Genomic DNA, 18,559 nt, shown 5'->3' with positions numbered 1-18,559 from the left:
GCTATTGTTTATCCGTCTGTTCCGGAGTAACGCTTCCGGTTTCGCTATTCTCTTTCTTTTCTTCATATTCATTTTTCTCTTCCGCTACCGCTGTCTCTTTCTTTTGACGGAAATCGAACAGCTCACGCAGGCGAAGCACCTTCTTACGGAACACAATACCGACGCCTGTCTCCACGACCTCTCCTTCTAAGATGCTCTCGTAGTTGCGGTCATGGAAAAACTTAATCGTCTTCGATCCGGCAGGGTCCAAGAGGTATTCGGCAGCGAAATTATCGAGAAACGACTGTGTCTGCTCGGTGGTGTTTCCGGTAGCCACCGTGCCACCCACCGATACGCGGATGCGGTCGTTATAGAATCGTTTGGCAAAACTGAATGTTAGGTCGTTCTGCGTACCCGAAGCGGTCTCATACGTATCCAATCCCAGGTCGATGTCTACCCCTTTCAGGGCGTCTCCGGCGATGGAGTTGACCTGTCCGACCAGGAAGCTGCCTAAGGCGCCGCCCAGATTCATGTTGGTGGGGTCAGAGCCCATGTAGGTGCCGGTGATCATCATATAGATGGCATATCGGGCACGTTCGTCTTTATCTTTCGACGCCAGTTCGGAGCGGATATTCGTATCGTCTACCGCATCGATGATAAACTGCAGTTGCATATTCTCCAAACGCTCCTCGATGCTGATACCTACGTCGAAGTTCGATCGTCGTTGGAGGCCGTCTGCGTCGGTGATGGTGGCACGCATTCGCTCGGTTGCCGTGATATTGATTTGCGGATTCAGCATCTCGCCATCCCATTGCACATAACTGCCCTGGTGGATATCGAACGCCTTCAACGGCACGACCGGCAGGCTGTATTTCACCACGCCGTTGGTAAAGGTGTATCGTCCGTTAAGCACAATATCGCTTGGTGGTTCGTATTGGAGAATCAGCTCCCCACCACCTTCCAGTTCTACGTAGTTCGATTGATCCGGGGTGAGGTCTACGCGGAATTGCACCGTCGGGTCTATCTTCAACGCCAGGAACATCTCCATACCGCCGAATGCCATTTGTTGTCGTCGATCTCTTCGTTGCAGGGTCAGGGTGTCGGTGAACGAGGTGAAGGTGACCAGTCCATCCATGCGGTCTTGCACCGTTAACGGAGAGTCGGTCAATACATAGGTCAGGTCGGTCCCCGCCAGGAAGTGGGCGTCTCCACGAACGGCTAATCCTGTCAAAGGCCCTTTGATGGTGGTGTTGAAGTTCATGAATAATTTGCCATAAACCAGGCTTTCGGGGGTCCGGGCGGCATTCAATACCTGCATATTGTTAGCCGTCAGGCGTAGGTTGGCCATCATACGTGAGAAGTTGGATATATCAATCGTTCCGTCGATCACAAACGGGTTGGTACCGGTTGTCAGCAGGCGGTATTTGTCGAACGAGATATGGCTGTTTTTTACGGTTACTTTCCGGTTGTCAAAACGCAGTCGTGTATCGGCCATGCCGACATATACCGAGCTGGAATCGAGCTGCATAAACCCGTTCAGCATTGGCTGCGACGAAGACCCGCTGATCTGCATACTGCCGTTTAATGCTCCTTCCATTTTCGCCATGTCCTCCGGAATAAATGGGTTGGCTATGGTCAAGGGTAGGGAGAGTATATCGAACGATCCCTCTATATGATCTGTTTTGCCTGCCGTCTTATACAGGGCATAGGCTGTCATTCGCTCTTCCTGTTCGTGGTAGAGATGGACGTCGAATTGGTGTTCGCCATTATCCAGCGGCAGATAGACCGCGTTCAATAACATCTCTCCTACACGTCCGTTTTCGTAGAACAATTCGTCGATATTTGCGTCGGCCACCACCATAAACGTCTCCTCCATCGGGGCGTAGCGCACGTTGGCGTTCAGTATCCCTTTTAGGTTTGGCAACATGGAGAAACCGGAGGTGATTGTGTCCAGGTTCAACTGATTGAACTCTACATGCAACTCCGGGTAGGTGTCGCCCATGTCCATCGAATGGATCCATAGGGCCGCATTTTGTGATCCGGCCAGGCGTATGTTCGCATCCATATCCTGCATGCTTCCGAAGCGGAAATAGTTGTCCGGGTTCAGTTGGAAGGTGTTGAACGCGATGATTGGCTGTTCGGGGAATAACTTAAACCGCATTCCGTCAGCCTCCTTGGTTAGGCTTACACCCAACTGTAGGCCTGTCTCCCGGTGGTGATTGACAAATGAGAGCTCTGTGTCAATATAATTGTTTTTGACCGCTCCATGCATGTGGGCGGTAAAGGGTTGCTGTTGGCGATATTTTTTTTTGATGACATCGGCACTGTAGGTTAATCCGTCCGGATCGGGTCGTATTGCCGCGCGGATCGTATCGATCAGGAAGGTGTCTTTGGCAAACGAGTAGATGCCTGCATCCAGCCTGATCCCGTTCTCCGGAGAGGTAGATGCTTGTATGTCGATCTCCGTAAAGCTGAAGTAATAGGTCTTCAATAGGTTGTATAAAGGGTTGTCGCGTTGTGCCTTTATGGAAAGGCTCATGTCGGGCAGCGATGGTTGCAGGGCAGCAATATGGATTGTCGAATCTGTTTTTAGTTGCTGTGCCAGCTCATCGCCAATCCGGCTAAACTGCTCGAGCATGGTGTTTAATCCGGCGTTGCCGGTGAGTACCATCCTTAGGTCGTCGGAAGTGAGCGACACCTGTGTCGTGTCTTCGTCGCTGCGTGCTTTTACGATCAGCATCTTGGGTCTGAAACGCAGATCCGGCGTACGTATTTCCCAGCTACCCAGCGATACGTCTAATTGATTTTTCTCTTTCCAGTCGCTTTGAGCTTCGGCGTAAAGCGCAAACCCGGTATAAAAGAGGGAGTCGGTGAGGTGGAGCCCCTGGAAGTCGATGCGGTCCGTGTCTAAGATAAGGGTGGCGCTGACATTGTCTTCTTTTAATTCTCCCCAGGCGGTCACATCCATTTTCGCATACGGATAGGCACTCGCTATCGTGGCGGAGTACTGATGTTCTTTCAGAGAGGCCTCCAGGGTGACGTCTGCCAGGCCGGTGTTCTTATATAAGAGGGAGTCGATTCGTCCGTTGATGGCTGTCCAGGTGGTAGGGGCAAAGGGAGCGAATCCTTTCCCTTCCGCCTGCAAGGAGGCCGATACCCAAAGAATAGAGTCGACAGGCATGAAATGGATAGGTTCCAGGCTATCGATCTTCAGGGTGGCAGCATAACTCTCGCTCTGCTCCTGGAAGCGGGCGGCCAGCTGTACGCGGCCATCGCCTTCGGTTAGTTGCAGATCGGCACTGTATTCCCGGTTGTGCAGACCTACCTCGCCAGTCAGGTGTATGCCTGCGGGAATGGCATAACGCGCGCGTTCCTCTTTGGGTAGATAGGAGAGGATGAATTGCAGGTCGTGTGTTAGCGCCTCCAGTTGAATATCCGCCGAACGGCGTAGGCTGTCCATCACTGCGCCAATCTCTCCCGATGCCCTCATCTCTATGGCTCCCGGAATGTCTGCACTGAGTTGGCGAAGCATGATCTTATCGATATCCCCATCGGCCTTTGCTTGAAAGCGTATGGGTTGGGTGGGGTAGTCTTTTAGAAAGTCTGCCGGCAGGTCGGGGGCTAAGAGAAACAGATCGTTTTTTCCTACCGAAGCCGAGAAGGAGGCGTCGAATGCTCCGCTGGGCTCTTCCTCCAATAGGGTCCAGGGTAGGTTGGCCGCCAAAGCGATTTCCGAGTAGGGGGTTTTCAGATTGAATCCGGGAATGCGGATCAATAGGCTGTCTGTTTGAACCTTACCGTCGAGCGACGAAAGCACGAAGCCCGAACGCTCGTCGAATGCCAGCCGGCGGATATCTGCCGCGATCTCTTTCTCCTGATACAGGATAGAACGCACGTCGGCCTGCAGATTATTCAAGGCCAGGTGGGCAGGGTCTAATCCCGGTTGCGGTGCCAATGTATCAGCATCGTAAGTGATTGCCGATTCCGATAGGTGGAATGTGCCGATCTCATAACGCGCCGCACCCAGATCGATTCGTCCGTTCGACAAACCTACCTTTCCGATACCGGCCGAGAGGCTTAAGGTGTCGGCAGGCATATGCAGGGCGAAGGTCGATTGGTTGATCGCGATATCACCGATCCGGATTTTCCAGTTTATCGGTGTCGTTGTTGTGTCTTTTTTTTGTGTAATGGAATCGATGCGCACAAAGAGGTCGGCTTTTTTCAGCTCCGCGTGGTTCAATACGACCTCTTCGTCAGCCAGGTTGATATAGTCAGCCTTCAACAGGAAGTCACCGATCTCTCCTTGGATGAATAGACCCTCCACAAAGTTGCCCGTATTGACCCGGACCTTTTCGAGATGCACCTGCTCGACAGAGATGATCTTTTTGACCAGTGGCATGGGGTTTACGCGGATAGATAGTTGCTGGAGGCTAAATAGGGTGTCGGTGGGCGATTGCATGACCTGCACACCTTTTACTTTTAGGTCCAAAGGGAAGCCCAGCCGTATCCGATCGATATGAATATCCATCCCGCTGGACTCACTGGCATAGTGGGTAGCCTGTCTGACGGCGAAGTTTTGCACCGCCGGGATATATAAAAGGGCAGCCACAAGCAATACCAATACGATTGGTATCAGGAACAACATGCTTATCCACTTAATCCACTTCTTCATTTTTTGCTTGTCGCTTATATAGAGATAACGGATGAATGCCCTATTTAGTTCTAAAATGGGCAGAAAAAACTACACAAGGCAAATGTAGTGAAACTTCTTCTTCCCCCATTATTCAAAGCATCCTCTTTTTCTTATACCGGCCGGGGCTTTCGCCGGTTATCTGGGAGAAGAGGCGGTTGAAGTAGGAGATGTTGTCGAACCCTAGTCCATAGGCGATGTCTTTGATGTTTTCCTGATTAATAAGGATCCTTAACTGGGCTGTTTCTATTTTCTTTTGATTGATGTATTTGCCGGGGGTGCAATGCATCTCTTTTTTGAACAGGCGGATGAAATGGTCTTTCGTGAGGAAGCAGATCTCGGCCAACTGCTCTATCTCTATGGGTTTGTCGATGTTTTTATGGATATAATGCAGGCTTCTGCGGATGCGCTCCTCCATATGTTCGTTTTTAAAGACGGCACGAGCCAGGAAGCGCGAGAAGATCTGTTTGATAATGCCCTGGGATTCTATTTCGAAAGCCAAGGGACTCTTTTGCTGGAGCGCCATATTGTAGGCTACATGTGCGGAGTTATCGTATGAACTCGGGTCGTAATACTGCAACTCTCTTTCCGGGTTAATCCGGATCAACCGCTCTATCAGTTGGATATCCAACGGGTCAGCCTCTATCTCCGCGGGGAAATCGATCTGGTCGAAGATGCTGATATTTTTCCCGAGGTCTTCATATAGATGTATATAGTATAACTCCAACATACCATCGCATTCATAGGCATGTTTGGTATACGAAGGGGTCAGGTAGAGATGATCCTTTTTCAGTTCGGAGAAACCGTCCTCCCGTATGATCTTCGCGGTTCCGCTCTTTACATAATGTATCCGGGCAAAGGGGCTGTGTATGTTTTTCCAGTTCCAGTCCGCATTATGATAGGCATAGCCTACATTCAATAAAATGAAATCTCTTTTCAGTTCCTTTTTAATCATTATCAAGACGATTGAGGTGTAAACATACGGAATTATATCGATAAAGTGCAAGTTTTGGTCGATAATAACAAAGAAAAAGATATCGACATCCTGTAGCTTTGCAAAACAAGGTTTCACTTTAAATATATACCATGCAATACAGAGAAATAGGAAAAACAGGCATGAAGGTGTCTGCCATTAGTTTCGGTGCCTCCTCCCTGGGGGGTGTCTTTCATTCTTTAAAAGAAGAAACAGGAATAGAAGCGGTGCATACGGCGGTCGATAACGGGATTAACTTCATCGATGTCTCTCCCTATTACGGACACCTGAAAGCGGAGATCGTATTAGGGAAAGCGTTGAAAAATATAGATCGTAGCCGTTATTATCTTTCGACAAAGGTAGGTCGTTACGGACAGGACGGGGTGAATACCTGGGACTATTCGGCGCGCAAAGCCAAAGAAAGCGTATACGAAAGCATGGAACGACTCCATGTGGACTACATCGACCTGATCAATATCCACGATATTGAGTTTGCTGACCTGGAGCAGGTATGCAACGAAACACTGCCCGCCCTGGTGGATCTGCGTCGGGAAGGGGTGGTGAAACATGTTGGGATTACCAACCTGAATCTGCGTCATTTCCACTATGTGATCGATCATGTGCCAGCCGGAACGGTGGAGAGTGTGCTCTCTTTTTGTCATTATACCCTGAACGACGATGCGTTGGTGGATTCATTGGATTATTTCGAATCGAAAGAGATCGGGGTGATCAATGCGTCGCCTTTTTCGATGGGGCTGTTGACCGAACGGGGTGTGCCTGATTGGCATCCGGCACCGGAGGCATTGAAGCGTCTGGCGCAGAAGGCTACGGCTTATTGTAAATCCAAAGGGGTGTCTATCGAAGAATTAGCGGTGGCATTCTCGGTCAACAATCCACGGATTGCCACGACTCTGTTCAGCACGACCAACCCGGAAAATGTATTGAAAACGATCCGTTATGCTGAAACACCGCTGAATGAAGAGCTATTGGCTGAGGTGAAACGGATCTTTGAACCAGGGTTTAGGGATACGTGGGTGAATAGTTAATGATGAATGAAGAATGAAGAATTATGAAAGCGATACAAATAACTGAGCAAGGCAGGGTAGGGGTGACGGAGATTCCGAAACCGGAGTTGAAGCCCGGCCATGTGTTACTAAAGATAGGATATGTAGGATTTTGCGGTTCTGATTTAAATACGTTCAGAGGACTGAATCCGCTGGTGAAACTGCCGATTGTGCCGGGCCATGAGATCGGAGCGGTGGTGGAAGCACTGGGGGAGGATGTGCCTGATCATTTACAGCCGGGTATGCATGCCACGGTGAATCCGTATACCAGTTGCGGTCATTGCCCGTCGTGTCGCAACGGTCGGCCGAATGCCTGCGAGTTTAATCAGACCTTGGGTGTGCAGCGTGATGGCGCTATGGCGGAATACCTGCTTGTGCCTTGGGAAAAGGTGATTGCCGACGATGCCATTTCGGTACGCGACTTTGCTTTGGTGGAGCCGATGAGTGTCGGGTTTCATGCGGTCAATCGCGCAGAGGTGACCGATATCGATACGGTGATGGTGATCGGTTGCGGTATGATCGGGTTAGGGGCTATTGTGCGTGCCGCCTTGCGTGGTGCGCGGGTGATTGCGGTCGATGTGGATGACAGGAAACTGGATCTGGCCGAACGCCTGGGTGCGCAATACTCCGTGAATACCTTGAAAGAGAACCTGCATGAGCGGGTAATGGAGATCACCGCTGGCGCTGGCGCGGATGTGGTGATTGAGGCTGTTGGTCGCCCGGAGACCTATGTGGCTTCCATTTCGGAAGTGGCTTTCACCGGACGAGTGGTGTATATCGGCTATGCCAAAGAAAATATTCCGTTCGATACCTCCTGTTTTGTGAAGAAGGAATTGGATATCCGTGGCTCCCGCAATGCGATGCCGAACGACTTCAAAGCGGTGATGGAGTATATGAAGCGGGGGAACTGCCCGGTGGACGAACTGATCACAGCGATATATACCCCGGAAGAGGCACAGACGGCTTTAGAGAAATGGTCGGCCAATCCGGGAGAGGTGTTCCGCTTATTAATACAATTTTGACCTATGTATCCGATAATCGACGCGCATGCCCACCTTTGGCTTCACCAAGAGGCGATAGTGGAAGGAAAGAAGATCAGGACGCTTGAAAACGGGCGCTCCGAGTTTATGGGAGAGATACGCCAAATGATCCCGCCCTTTCTGGTAGATGGCAGGAATACGGCGGAGGCTTTTCTGGCGAATATGGATTATGCCCAGGTGTCGGCGGCTGTTATTACGCAGGAGTATATCGATGGTATGCAGAATGACTACCTCCTGGAGGTGGAACAGCAATACCCGAATCGCTTCTTCTGTTGCGGTATGGTCGATGCCCGTCAGCCGGGGTATTACGCCCATGCGGAAGAACTGATCGCCCAGGGATTTCGGGCTATCAAGATCCCGGCACAGCGTTTGGTGACATCAGCGGGCAGAGTGTGGCTGACCGATCGGGAAATGATGGATATGTTCCATTTGATGGAGAAGAACAACATCATCCTTTCGATCGACCTGGCCGACGGAGCGGAGCAGGTAGCCGAGATGAATGAGATCATTGCCGAGTGTCCTTCGTTGAAGATTGCTATCGGGCATTTCGGAATGGTCACGACAAATGGCTGGCAGGAACAGATCAAATTGGCACGAAACGAACATGTCCGGATCGAATCGGGTGGTATCACCTGGTTGTTTAATGACGAGTTTTATCCCTTCACCGGAGCCGTTCGGGCTATTCAGGAGGCAGCCGGACTGGTTGGTATGGAGAAATTGATGTGGGGATCCGATTATCCGCGCACGATTGTTGCCATCACATACCGTATGTCATACGATTTTGTTATCAAATCAAATCTGCTTTCGGAAGAGGAGAAATCCTTGTTTCTGGGGAAAAACGCGGAGGCTTTCTATGGACTAAAGAACCTGCCGCAGCTTCCTTATATTAAGAATATGTCGGAATAAATTCGCCGGAGTCTTCCGGTAAAAGAAAAACGATTAGAAAAACTATTGAATCCATGAAAAAGACAAAGCAAACATTCGCTTTAACTCTTATTTTCAGTCTGTTCTTCATCTGGGCCATAAGCAGCAATCTGTTGCCGACTATGATCCGTCAGCTGATGAAGACCTTTGAGTTGAGTGCCTTCCAGGCATCCCTCACAGAGGCATCCTATTGGATTGCCTACTTTATCTTCCCCATTCCGATTGCCATGTTTATGAAGCGCTACAGCTATAAAGCAGGTATCATCGTGGGATTGTCTATCGCTGCCTTAGGGGGATTGTTGTTCTTTCCGGCTGCGATCATTCAGGAATACTGGGCCTACCTGGCGATCTTCTTTATTATCGCAACGGGTATGTGCTTCCTGGAAACGGCGGCTAATCCCTATGTGACGGTTTTAGGCGACCCGGCTACGGCTCCGCGTCGGCTTAATTTGGCACAATCGTTCAATGGATTGGGTGCTTTTATTGCTGCGATGTTTCTGAGCAAATTGGTATTAAGCGGGCATGATTATACCCGTGAAACGATACCCGCCAGCTATCCTGGCGGTTGGGAAGGCTTTGTGCAATTCGAGACCAATGCCATGAAGACGCCCTATCTGGTGTTGGCAGCGGTATTGATTCTGATTGCTGTGGTGTTTATCTTCTCGCATTTGCCGAAAATTCAGGAAGGTGGGCAGGAAGAAGGAAGTGCGAAAGGGGAGAAACTAATCGATTTCAGTGTACTCAAATCGTCGCATCTGCGTTGGGGAGTGATCGCACAATTCTTTTACAATGGCGGACAGACGGCCATCAATGCCATGTTCCTGATCTATTGTTGCAAATATGTTGGTCTGTCGGAAAGTACGGCTACGACCTATTTCGGATTGTATATGCTGGCATTTCTTCTCGGACGTTGGATCGGCACGCTGTTGATGGTTCGCTTCAAACCGCAGAATATGCTGGTGGTTTACGCGCTTGCCAATATCTTCTTATGCGGAGTTATTATGGCTTTCGGCGGCATGATTGGTTTGTATGCCATGCTGGGTGTCTCTTTCTTTATGTCGATTATGTATCCGACACAATTCTCCCTGGCGCTCAAAGGATTGGGCAGCAAGACGAAAAGCGGATCTGCCTTTCTGGTAATGGCCATTGTCGGCAATGTAGTGCTTCCGCCGCTGACGGGGCATCTGATGGATATCAATGAGCAATTCTACCACCTGGCTTACTTTGTTCCGTTGATATGTTTTATTTTCTGTGCCTATTATGGTTGGAAAGGGTATAAGGTTATAAATTAAAATACGATAAAGATGAAAAAAGAAGAAGGATATCCGCAAAAGAGGTATGCGGTTCCGACAAAACGTTACTGTCAGACATTGGATCTGAAAGATGATCCCGAGTTGATACAGGAGTATGTGAAACGACATAGCGAAGCCTGCCATTGGCCGGAGATCAAGGAGGGCATCCAGTCGGTTGGTATTTTGGAAATGGAGATCTACCTGTTGGGAACACGATTGTTTATGATCGTTGAGACCCCTTTGGACTTTGAATGGGATACGGCCTTCGAAAAATTGGCCACCCTTCCCCGTCAAGCCGAATGGGAAGAGTATATGTCGATCTTTCAGGTGGCAGATCCCAAGGCCAGCTCTTCGGAAAAATGGAAGCAGATGGATCGGATCTTCCATCTGTATGAGTAGTTAAAACGCTTTGCTCTTTAATACTTAGATTAGAAATGAAAAAACTTTTAACAGCGTTGTTAGTACCGGTATGTCTTGTGGCTTGCCAGCCGGAGAAGAAAGTGGCTTACAACATCGATTCCGTCGCCTCGCCCAAAGGAACAGAAGTGTTTCAGCCCAACTGGGAAAACCTGGCGGAGCATTATCAATTTCCCGAATGGTTTGTCGATGCGAAGTTCGGTATCTTCATCCATTGGGGTGTGTATGCCGTGCCGGCTTATGGCAGTGAATGGTATGCCCGGACGATGTATCTGCAGGATAGCCGGGAATATAAACACCATATAGAAACCTGGGGCGCTCACACGGAGTTCGGGTATAAAGATTTTGTTCCGATGTTTAAGGCGGAGAAGTTTGATGCCGATGAATGGGCCGATCTGTTTAAAAAATCCGGTGCTAAATATGTTGTGCCCGTAGCCGAGCACCACGACGGATTCTCTATGTACGATAGTGATCTCAACGAATGGAACTCCGTGAAGATGGGACCGAAGAAAGATATTGTGGGTTTACTGAAGACGGCTGTCGAAAAAGAGGGACTTGTTTTCGGTCTGTCTACCCATAGGGCGGAGAATGCCTGGTTCTTCAATGGCGGCATGCAGTTCCCGTCGGATGTGCAGGATATGAGTATCTCGCTCTACGGTCGCCGTTATGAATCTGAAAAGTATACGGAAGAGTTTGCCCGTGAATGGCTCACCCACACGTATGAGTTGATCAATAAGTATGAACCCAAGTTGATCTGGTTCGACTGGACAGTGAATAACCCGGTATTGATGCCCTATTTCAATAAGTTTTTGGCCTATTATTACAACAATGCCCTGGATTGGGGCGACCAAGTGGCGGTAAATACCAAACAGGGCTATCCGACCAATATACATGTGTGGGATGTGGAACGCGGCAAATCGGGTAAGATGATGCAATTCCCCTGGCAAACCGACACCTCGGTGGGCAAGAGATCCTGGTCGTATATCGATGGCGAAGAGAATAAAACACCGGAACAGATCGTGCATGATTTGATTGATATCGTAAGTAAAAACGGGAATCTGTTGTTGAATATCGGCCCTCGTGCCGACGGAACCATTACGGACGAACAGAAAGCGGTATTGCTCTCGATCGGAAAATGGCTGGAAGTAAACGGAGAGGCTATCTACGGTACGCGTTGCTGGAAAAAGTTTGGCGAAGGAGATGCCGAACCGACAAAAGGATCTTTTTCGGATAATACAGCTACACCCTACAGCACACGCGATATTCGTTTCACAACCAAAGGAAATGACTTCTATGCTATTGTATTGAACTGGGATGAGAAAGGCGTATTTGTTGCCTCTTTAGATAAGGAGGCTATCGCGGATGCGAAGATACAGCAAGTCACACTGTTGGGATCCGAAGAGAAGATCGCCTGGGAACAGACCGATAAAGGGCTGAAGCTCTCTTTTCCGAAGAACAAACCTTGTGCATATGCCTATTCCTTCAAGATTACTTTCGATAAGCCGGTTGGCCAGCATCTGGCATCCGAAGCAGTCAACGAAGTGATGAAGCATGGTTCGTAAGAACACAGGAGAAGGATTTTTAATAAAAGAATTATATGCGAAAAACTATTATTACAGGCATCATATCGTTTGTCTGTTTTTATTCATTTGCGCAGAATCCGACATACAAGCAGCCGGTAGAAAAGGTTTCCTCCTTTAGCCAGCAAGAGGTTGTGTTAAAGCCTTCCTGGGTAAAAGACCGGGAAGAGCTTAACACGGCCTACCTGAAATCATTGGATCCCGACAGATTGTTGCATAACTTCCGGGTGACAGCCGGTCTGCCCTCGGAGGCTACGCCTTTAGATGGTTGGGAATCTCCGGGTATTGGCTTGAGAGGACATTTCGTGGGGCATTATCTCTCTGCTGTGTCCACCTTAGTGGAGAAATACCAGGATCCGCAACTAAATGAACGCCTGACATACCTGATCGATGAATTGTACCGATGCCAACAAGCCCTGGGAGGAGGTTATTTAAGCGCTTTCCCTGCGAAGAGCTTCGAGCTGTTGGAGGAGAAGTTCACAGGAGTCTGGGCGCCTTATTACACCTACCAGAAGATTATGCAGGGTTTATTGGACGCTTACACTCGGACGGGCAATAAAAAAGCGTATGATATCTTGCTTGGTATGGCCTCCTATGCCGATAATCGTATGTCCAAATTAGATGAAGAAACGATCCGGAAAATGATGTACACGGCTGTTGCCAATCCGCAGAATGAGATGGGCGCCATGAATGAACTGTTGTATAAGTTGTACAAACTGTCCGGCGATCCGAAATATCTGGCGTTAGCTGAGCTGTTCGATCCGGAGTGGTTTCTCACGCCATTGTCCCGGAATGAAGATATTTTGTCGGGACTTCATGCCAACACCCACTTGGTGCTTGTCAATGGTTTTGCCGAACGCTATTCCATCACCCAAGAAGAAAAATACCATAACGCTGTCATTCATTTCTGGGATATGCTTATTCACCGGCATGCCTATGCGAATGGTTCGAGTAGTGGTCCGCGACCGATCGCGACCACCCCGACCTCTGTCACGGCGGAACATTGGGGTGAACCCGATCATCTTTGCAATACCTTAAGCAAGGAGATTGCCGAGAGCTGCGTGTCGCATAATACGCAAAAGCTGACCTCGTATCTCTTTTCGTGGACAGCCGACCCGGCTTATGCGGATGTCTATATGAATATGTTCTACAATGCTGTGCTTCCGACGCAAAGTGATCATAGCGGTTCTTATGTGTATCATCTGCCTTTGGGATCGCCACGTAATAAGAAATACCTGAAAGAGAATGACTTCTTCTGCTGCAGTGGCTCGTCTATCGAGGCCTTTTCACAACTTAATTCCGGTATCTATTATCATAATGATTCAGCGCTTTGGGTGAATCTCTATACCCCTTCCGAATTGAATTGGAAAGAAAAGAAAGTGCGACTGACGCAGGATAGCCATTTCCCGAAAGACAAAGCTGTTCGTTTTACGGTTTCCACCAAACAGAAATCGACATTCACCCTGAAATTATTCATCCCCTCCTGGGCTAAAGAGGTAGAGGTGTATGTCAACAAAGAAAAACAGGCAGTAAATACATCGCCGGCCTCTTACCTCGAATTAAACCGGACTTGGCGCGACAAGGATGAGGTCACGCTTGTGTTCCATTATGACTTCCACCTGAAAGCCATGCCCGACAATCCGAAGGTGTTTGCCATTTACTATGGACCAATGCTTTTGGCTTTCGAAAGTCATGCGGAAATTCTTCTGAAAGGAAACAGGGCGGAAGAGGTATTGACAAATCTCTCTGTTACAGATGAGGAGCAGGCTCGTTTCCGCTTAGTGAACAACGGAAATACATACCCGCTTCGTCCTTTCTTTGATATAGATAAGGAGTCGTATGGCGTATACGCGACCATCCGGAATTATTAACAGTGAATCAAATAGAAAACTAAACACAATAGAAATGAATAAAAGAAATCTAAAGACAACCCTATTCTGCCTGGCCATCCTTATCAGCCACGTTTGTTACTCCCAGATCACTGAGCGGGAACGTCCCAAAGAGTGGGATCAGTTGGTCGATGGCGCCCGTTTCATGGATCGTTTTCTGCCGATGAATGGCAAGGTGTTATCTTCCGATACCTGGGGTGTCGACGGCGTGGTGCCCCGTTATGTTGATAATGGCATCGAAGACCGTATCTGGTCGTATTGGGGTGGCAATATCAAGCAGGGCAAAGACGGCAAATACCATATGCTGGTATGCGGCTGGCTGGAGAGCTCTGCCAAAGGGCATGGCGAATGGCCGAACTCCTATGTGTTCAATGCCGTAAGCGACAACCTGACCGGCCCGTTCGTTCCCCGCAATATGATCGGGAAAGGGCATAACCCGGAAGTATATCAATTGAAAGATGGCCGCTACGTGCTTTATGTGATCGACGGCCGCTATGTGGCTGACGACCTGAATGGAAGCTGGACATACGGGAAGTATGATTTCAATGCCCGCGACCGGCGTATCATTGAAGGCTTGTCGAACCTGTCGTTTGCCCAACGTGAAGACGGGGCTTACGTGATGGTATGTCGCGGAGGAGGTATCTGGATCAGCCGGGATGGCCTTTCGACATACAATCAGATTACTGACAAGCGGGTCTATCCCCCGGTGGAAGGGCGGTTTGAAGACCCGGTGATTTGGCGTGACCATATTCAGTATCATCTGATTGTGAACGACTGGTTGGGACGTATTGCCTTTTACCTTCGTTCGAAAGATGGTGTGAATTGGGTGACCGATCCGGGCGAAGCCTATGTGCCGGGCATTGCCAAGCACGCCGATGGTCGGGTAGAGGACTGGTTTAAGTTCGAGCGCATCAAGATGTATCAGGACGACTATGGCCGGGCTATTCAGGCCAATTTCGCCGTGATCGATACCCTGAAGCCCCAGGATAAACCGTATGACAACCATAGTTCGAAGAATATCGGTATCCCTTTGAATCCGGGACTATTATTGACCGTTCTGGATGAAAAGCCTATCACTTCGCAAACAAAGAGCATCCGTGTAAAGGTACAGGCTGAAAAAGGCTTCAATCCACAAACGGATATGGATATCAACAGCTTGCGTTTCGGTGCAAACACCGAGGTGAACTTCGGCCGTGGTTGCCGGGTAGTGCAAACGGAGAACGACGGTCGGGACCTGATTCTCACCTTCGACGCCCAGGGCAATGGCATAACCGAAGAGGAATTTGCCCCGAAACTGATCGGGAAATACAAAAACGGCCAGATGCTTTACGGATATGCCCGTTTGCCTTACGTAGAATATCTCGAACCGATCCTCTCGGCCCGCGCCCCCCTGTTTGCCCAATCGGAAAAGGGACAGGCCTGCACGATCGAGATAGAGAACTTCGGACAGGTGGCCTCCGCGAAAGCCTCCATCAAGGTGGCCTGTGGAGACCAGATAATCGCCTCCGGCATCGTCCCTCCGTTGAAACCATTTGAAAAGTCTATCCTGCAGCTTCCCTGCAAAAACAAATTCGAACAGGGCAAAGAATATGACTTCACGGTAACCATCTCCTCCGGAAAGAAAGTCCTGTCGACCTTCCAACTGAAAAAGAGGATAGTAGAATAGCGGTAAAAGAGGATTTTCCATGTTTTCCATGGGATTTTCCATTTCCGTAAAAGAACAAGTGTCTATTTTTGCATGACCAATTATTTGAGTCATTGCATATAGACACTTTTTTTAATACCATAGTTTGCATGAATAAGTTATCCTTGTCCTTTTCTCTTTTATACCTGTTCATTACATGTATTGCCGCCAACGACCTGCCGGGGCAGCCTCTGCCGGAAAAAGCGGTATATGCCCAAACCATTGACCTGAGCGGTGAATGGCAGTTCCAAATCGACCGGGAAGATATCGGAGTATCCCAAAAATGGTACAACAGGTCGTTGGAAGATGTGATCAACCTTCCGGGCTCTATGCCGGAGAAAAGGAAAGGCGATCCGGTGACCGTTCATACCCGGTTTACCGGAAGCATCTATGACAGCTCCTACTACTTCAATCCTTCGATGGCGAAATATCGGGTGGAAGGAAATACCAAATTCCCCTTTTTCCTCACGCCGGAAAGGCATTATGTAGGCGTGGCCTGGTATATTCGGGAAGTAGAGATTCCGGATTCATGGAGAGGAATGAAAGTCAATCTTTACCTGGAGCGTCCGCATGTCGAGAGCGCTGTCTGGGTGAATGGCCGCAAGGCGGGCAGTCGCAACAGCCTCAGTGTTGCTCATGAATATGATCTGACACCTTATATCCGAGCCGGAAAGTGCCGGATCGCTGTGCGGGTCGACAACCGGATGAAGGATATCAACGTAGGCCCTGACTCCCATTCGATAACCGACCAGACACAAGGCAATTGGAACGGCATCGTCGGACGACTGGAGCTACAGGCAAGACCCAAGGTGCATTTTCAATCGATTCAGCTGTTTCCCGACCCCGACTCCCGGATGGTCAACGTGAAAATGACACTCGATGCTTCTGAAAACACAACCGCGTCGATCACCCTGTCGGCCGAAAGCTTCAATGCGCCCTCCACCCATCGGGTGGCACCGCTCACCATTACGGAAAAGGTACGCAAGGGAGTGCACGAGATAGAGGTCTCTTTGCCTATGGGTGATGATTTCCTCCGATGGGATGAGTTCTCTCCGGCACTTTACCGGCTGAAAGCCCGGATAGAGAGTCGGGCGGGCATCGAGGAAAAGGATATGCAGTTCGGTATGCGCACATTCCGGATCGATGGGAAATGGTTTTATGTCAATGGCCGAAAAACCATGTTGCGGGGAACGGTCGAGTGTTGTTGTTTCCCCCTGACGGGCTATGCGCCGATGGATGTGGCTTCCTGGGAACGGGTGTTCCGCAAATGCCGTGAATATGGCTTGAACCATATGCGCTTCCATTCCTATTGTCCTCCCGAAGCGGCTTTTATCGCGGCCGACCTGGTAGGCTTCTACCTGCAACCCGAAGGACCGAGCTGGCCCAATCACGGGGTCTCGCTGGGCGATGGATTACCGATTGATAGTTATCTGTTAGACGAAACAATCCGGATCACCGAGCAGTATGGCAATTACCCCTCTTTCTGTATGCTTGCCTGCGGAAATGAGCCTTATGGCAGGCATTGGGTGGATTGGGTGAGCGATTTTGTCGATTTCTGGAAAGAGCGCGACGACCGACGAGTCTACACCGGCGCCTCCGTGGGCGGCGGCTGGCAATGGCAACCCCATAATGAGTTTCATGTCAAAGCCGGTGCCCGTGGTCTCAACTGGAAGCAGCAGCCGGAGAGCCGGATCGATTTCAGCGAGAAGATCGACAGTGTCCGTCAACCTTTTGTCTCGCACGAAACAGGGCAATGGTGTGCCTTCCCCGATTTCGATGAGATCTATAAATACACCGGCGTGAACAAAGCCCGGAACTTTGAGATCTTTCGCGATATCCTTTCCGATAATCATATGAGCGAGATGGCCGGGCATTTCAAGATGGCCTCCGGTAAATTGCAGGCGCTTTGCTACAAATATGAATTGGAACGAACCCTGAAAACACCCGATTATGCCGGTTTTCAGATCCTGTCTCTCAACGATTATTCGGGACAAGGCTCGGCGTTGGTGGGTGTGTTGAATGTGTTTTTCGAAGAGAAAGGTTATATCACGGCGGCAGACTTCCGGCGTTTCTGTGCCCCGACGGTCTTGCTTTCCAGGATGGATAAGTTTACCTATAATGAAGGAGAGTCTTTTATGGCCGATATTGAAATTGCTCACTTTGGCGATTCGCCCCTGCGGGATGCGGAGGTTGCATACCGATTGACGGAAGAGTCGGGTCGGGTAGCGGCGCAAGGCACGATCCGTAAGGGGAATATCGCGATAGGACAATCTGTTCTCGGCAAGGTAGCTCTTTCGCTCCCTGCCACCGGTGAAGCCCGGAAGATGAACCTGGAGGTTCGCATCAAAGGAACCGATGTGGTAAACGATTGGAATATTTGGGTCTATCCGGCTAAACAATCTGTCGATCAGGGCTCCGTTTATGTGACGGACAGCTGGGATGATCGTGCTAAGCAGGTATTGCAAGCGGGTGGAAACGTTTTATTGACCGTGGCGAACAAGGTCTCTTATGGTGACGGAATCGTCCAGTATTTCCAGCCTGCCTTCTGGAATACCTCTTGGTTTAAGATGGCTCCTCCGCATACGACGGGCTTGTTTATCAACGAAAAGCATCCGTTGTTTGCCTCTTTCCCAACCAGCTATCACAGTGACCTGCAGTGGTGGGAACTGGTACACAACGCGCAGCCTATGCTCCTAAGTGATTTTCCGGCCACTTATCAACCGTTGGTACAAAGCATCGATACCTGGTTCCTCAGCCGCAAACTGGGACTGTTGATGGAGGCAAACGTGTTGAATGGCAAATTGATGGTCACCAGTATGGATATCACCTCGGAGCCTGACAAACGCATCGTGGCCCGCCAGTTGCGCCATGCCCTATTGACCTATATGAATTCAGACCGCTTTATGCCCGAACATTCTGTGGTCGCCGAGCGAATAGACGACCTCTTCCTCAAAAAGACACCGGAGGTTAATATGTTCACCAAAGAATCGCCGGACGAACTCAAGCCGACCAACATCAAATAGGATA

At 49.6% G+C, this 18,559-nt stretch carries 11 protein-coding genes; 9 read left to right on the top strand and 2 right to left on the bottom strand.

Annotation, left to right across the window (positions count from 1 at the left end):
* Position 1: 1 nt before the first annotated feature.
* Positions 2-4,651 (bottom strand): translocation/assembly module TamB domain-containing protein, encoded by a 4,650-nt coding sequence (locus tag M2134_RS01335; RefSeq protein ID WP_280749601.1) that lies wholly within the window; start codon positions 4,649-4,651, stop codon positions 2-4.
* Positions 4,652-4,763: 112 nt separating this feature from the next.
* Positions 4,764-5,624 carry an AraC family transcriptional regulator gene (locus M2134_RS01330; RefSeq protein WP_280749600.1) on the bottom strand — a complete coding sequence of 287 codons (861 nt, stop codon included), beginning with the start codon at positions 5,622-5,624 and terminating at the stop codon, positions 4,764-4,766.
* A gap of 131 nt (positions 5,625-5,755) precedes the next feature.
* On the opposite strand from M2134_RS01330, the gene M2134_RS01325 reads away from it, so the two are divergent.
* From M2134_RS01325 to M2134_RS01285, 9 genes are all read left to right on the top strand, one after another.
* On the top strand, positions 5,756-6,688 hold the full coding sequence (locus M2134_RS01325) for an aldo/keto reductase (RefSeq protein WP_280749599.1): 933 nt from the start codon (positions 5,756-5,758) through the stop codon (positions 6,686-6,688).
* Between the two features lie 23 nt (positions 6,689-6,711).
* Positions 6,712-7,728, top strand: coding sequence for a zinc-binding alcohol dehydrogenase family protein (locus M2134_RS01320; RefSeq protein WP_280749598.1), 1,017 nt, complete (start codon positions 6,712-6,714; stop codon positions 7,726-7,728).
* Positions 7,729-7,731: 3 nt separating this feature from the next.
* Positions 7,732-8,652, top strand: a complete 921-nt coding sequence (locus tag M2134_RS01315) for an amidohydrolase family protein (protein WP_280749597.1) — start codon at positions 7,732-7,734, stop codon at positions 8,650-8,652.
* Between the two features lie 53 nt (positions 8,653-8,705).
* Entirely contained in the window at positions 8,706-9,962 is a 1,257-nt protein-coding gene (gene fucP, locus M2134_RS01310) for an L-fucose:H+ symporter permease (RefSeq protein WP_280749596.1), read from the top strand.
* A 12-nt stretch (positions 9,963-9,974) separates the two neighbouring features.
* The gene (locus M2134_RS01305) at positions 9,975-10,361 is read left to right on the top strand and encodes an L-rhamnose mutarotase (RefSeq protein WP_280749595.1); all 387 of its coding nucleotides are present in this window, start codon (positions 9,975-9,977) and stop codon (positions 10,359-10,361) included.
* A 35-nt stretch (positions 10,362-10,396) separates the two neighbouring features.
* Positions 10,397-11,941 (top strand): alpha-L-fucosidase, encoded by a 1,545-nt coding sequence (locus M2134_RS01300; RefSeq protein WP_280749594.1) that lies wholly within the window; start codon positions 10,397-10,399, stop codon positions 11,939-11,941.
* 35 nt (positions 11,942-11,976) lie between these two features.
* Positions 11,977-13,830, top strand: a complete 1,854-nt coding sequence (locus M2134_RS01295) for a beta-L-arabinofuranosidase domain-containing protein (RefSeq protein WP_280749593.1) — start codon at positions 11,977-11,979, stop codon at positions 13,828-13,830.
* A gap of 34 nt (positions 13,831-13,864) precedes the next feature.
* Positions 13,865-15,514: a glycoside hydrolase family protein gene (locus M2134_RS01290; protein ID WP_280749592.1), complete on the top strand. Its 1,650-nt coding sequence runs from the start codon at positions 13,865-13,867 to the stop codon at positions 15,512-15,514.
* Between the two features lie 128 nt (positions 15,515-15,642).
* Positions 15,643-18,555: a sugar-binding domain-containing protein gene (locus tag M2134_RS01285; protein WP_280749591.1), complete on the top strand. Its 2,913-nt coding sequence runs from the start codon at positions 15,643-15,645 to the stop codon at positions 18,553-18,555.
* Positions 18,556-18,559: the final 4 nt, after the last annotated feature.

Source organism: Parabacteroides sp. PM6-13, from assembly GCF_029892605.1.
Taxonomy (GTDB): Bacteria; Bacteroidota; Bacteroidia; order Bacteroidales; family Tannerellaceae; genus QVMG01.
This window is presented reverse-complemented; position numbering and strand designations above follow the sequence as displayed.

Bases quoted from the DNA above. Each gene is read 5' to 3' on its own strand.
- M2134_RS01335 (WP_280749601.1), bottom strand. From the start codon at position 4,651: ATGAAGAAGTGGATTAAGTGGATAAGCATGTTGTTCCTGATACCAATC.
- M2134_RS01330 (WP_280749600.1), bottom strand. From the start codon at position 5,624: ATGATTAAAAAGGAACTGAAAAGAGATTTCATTTTATTGAATGTAGGC.
- M2134_RS01325 (WP_280749599.1), top strand. From the start codon at position 5,756: ATGCAATACAGAGAAATAGGAAAAACAGGCATGAAGGTGTCTGCCATT.
- M2134_RS01320 (WP_280749598.1), top strand. From the start codon at position 6,712: ATGAAAGCGATACAAATAACTGAGCAAGGCAGGGTAGGGGTGACGGAG.
- M2134_RS01315 (WP_280749597.1), top strand. From the start codon at position 7,732: ATGTATCCGATAATCGACGCGCATGCCCACCTTTGGCTTCACCAAGAG.
- fucP (WP_280749596.1), top strand. From the start codon at position 8,706: ATGAAAAAGACAAAGCAAACATTCGCTTTAACTCTTATTTTCAGTCTG.
- M2134_RS01305 (WP_280749595.1), top strand. From the start codon at position 9,975: ATGAAAAAAGAAGAAGGATATCCGCAAAAGAGGTATGCGGTTCCGACA.
- M2134_RS01300 (WP_280749594.1), top strand. From the start codon at position 10,397: ATGAAAAAACTTTTAACAGCGTTGTTAGTACCGGTATGTCTTGTGGCT.
- M2134_RS01295 (WP_280749593.1), top strand. From the start codon at position 11,977: ATGCGAAAAACTATTATTACAGGCATCATATCGTTTGTCTGTTTTTAT.
- M2134_RS01290 (WP_280749592.1), top strand. From the start codon at position 13,865: ATGAATAAAAGAAATCTAAAGACAACCCTATTCTGCCTGGCCATCCTT.
- M2134_RS01285 (WP_280749591.1), top strand. From the start codon at position 15,643: ATGAATAAGTTATCCTTGTCCTTTTCTCTTTTATACCTGTTCATTACA.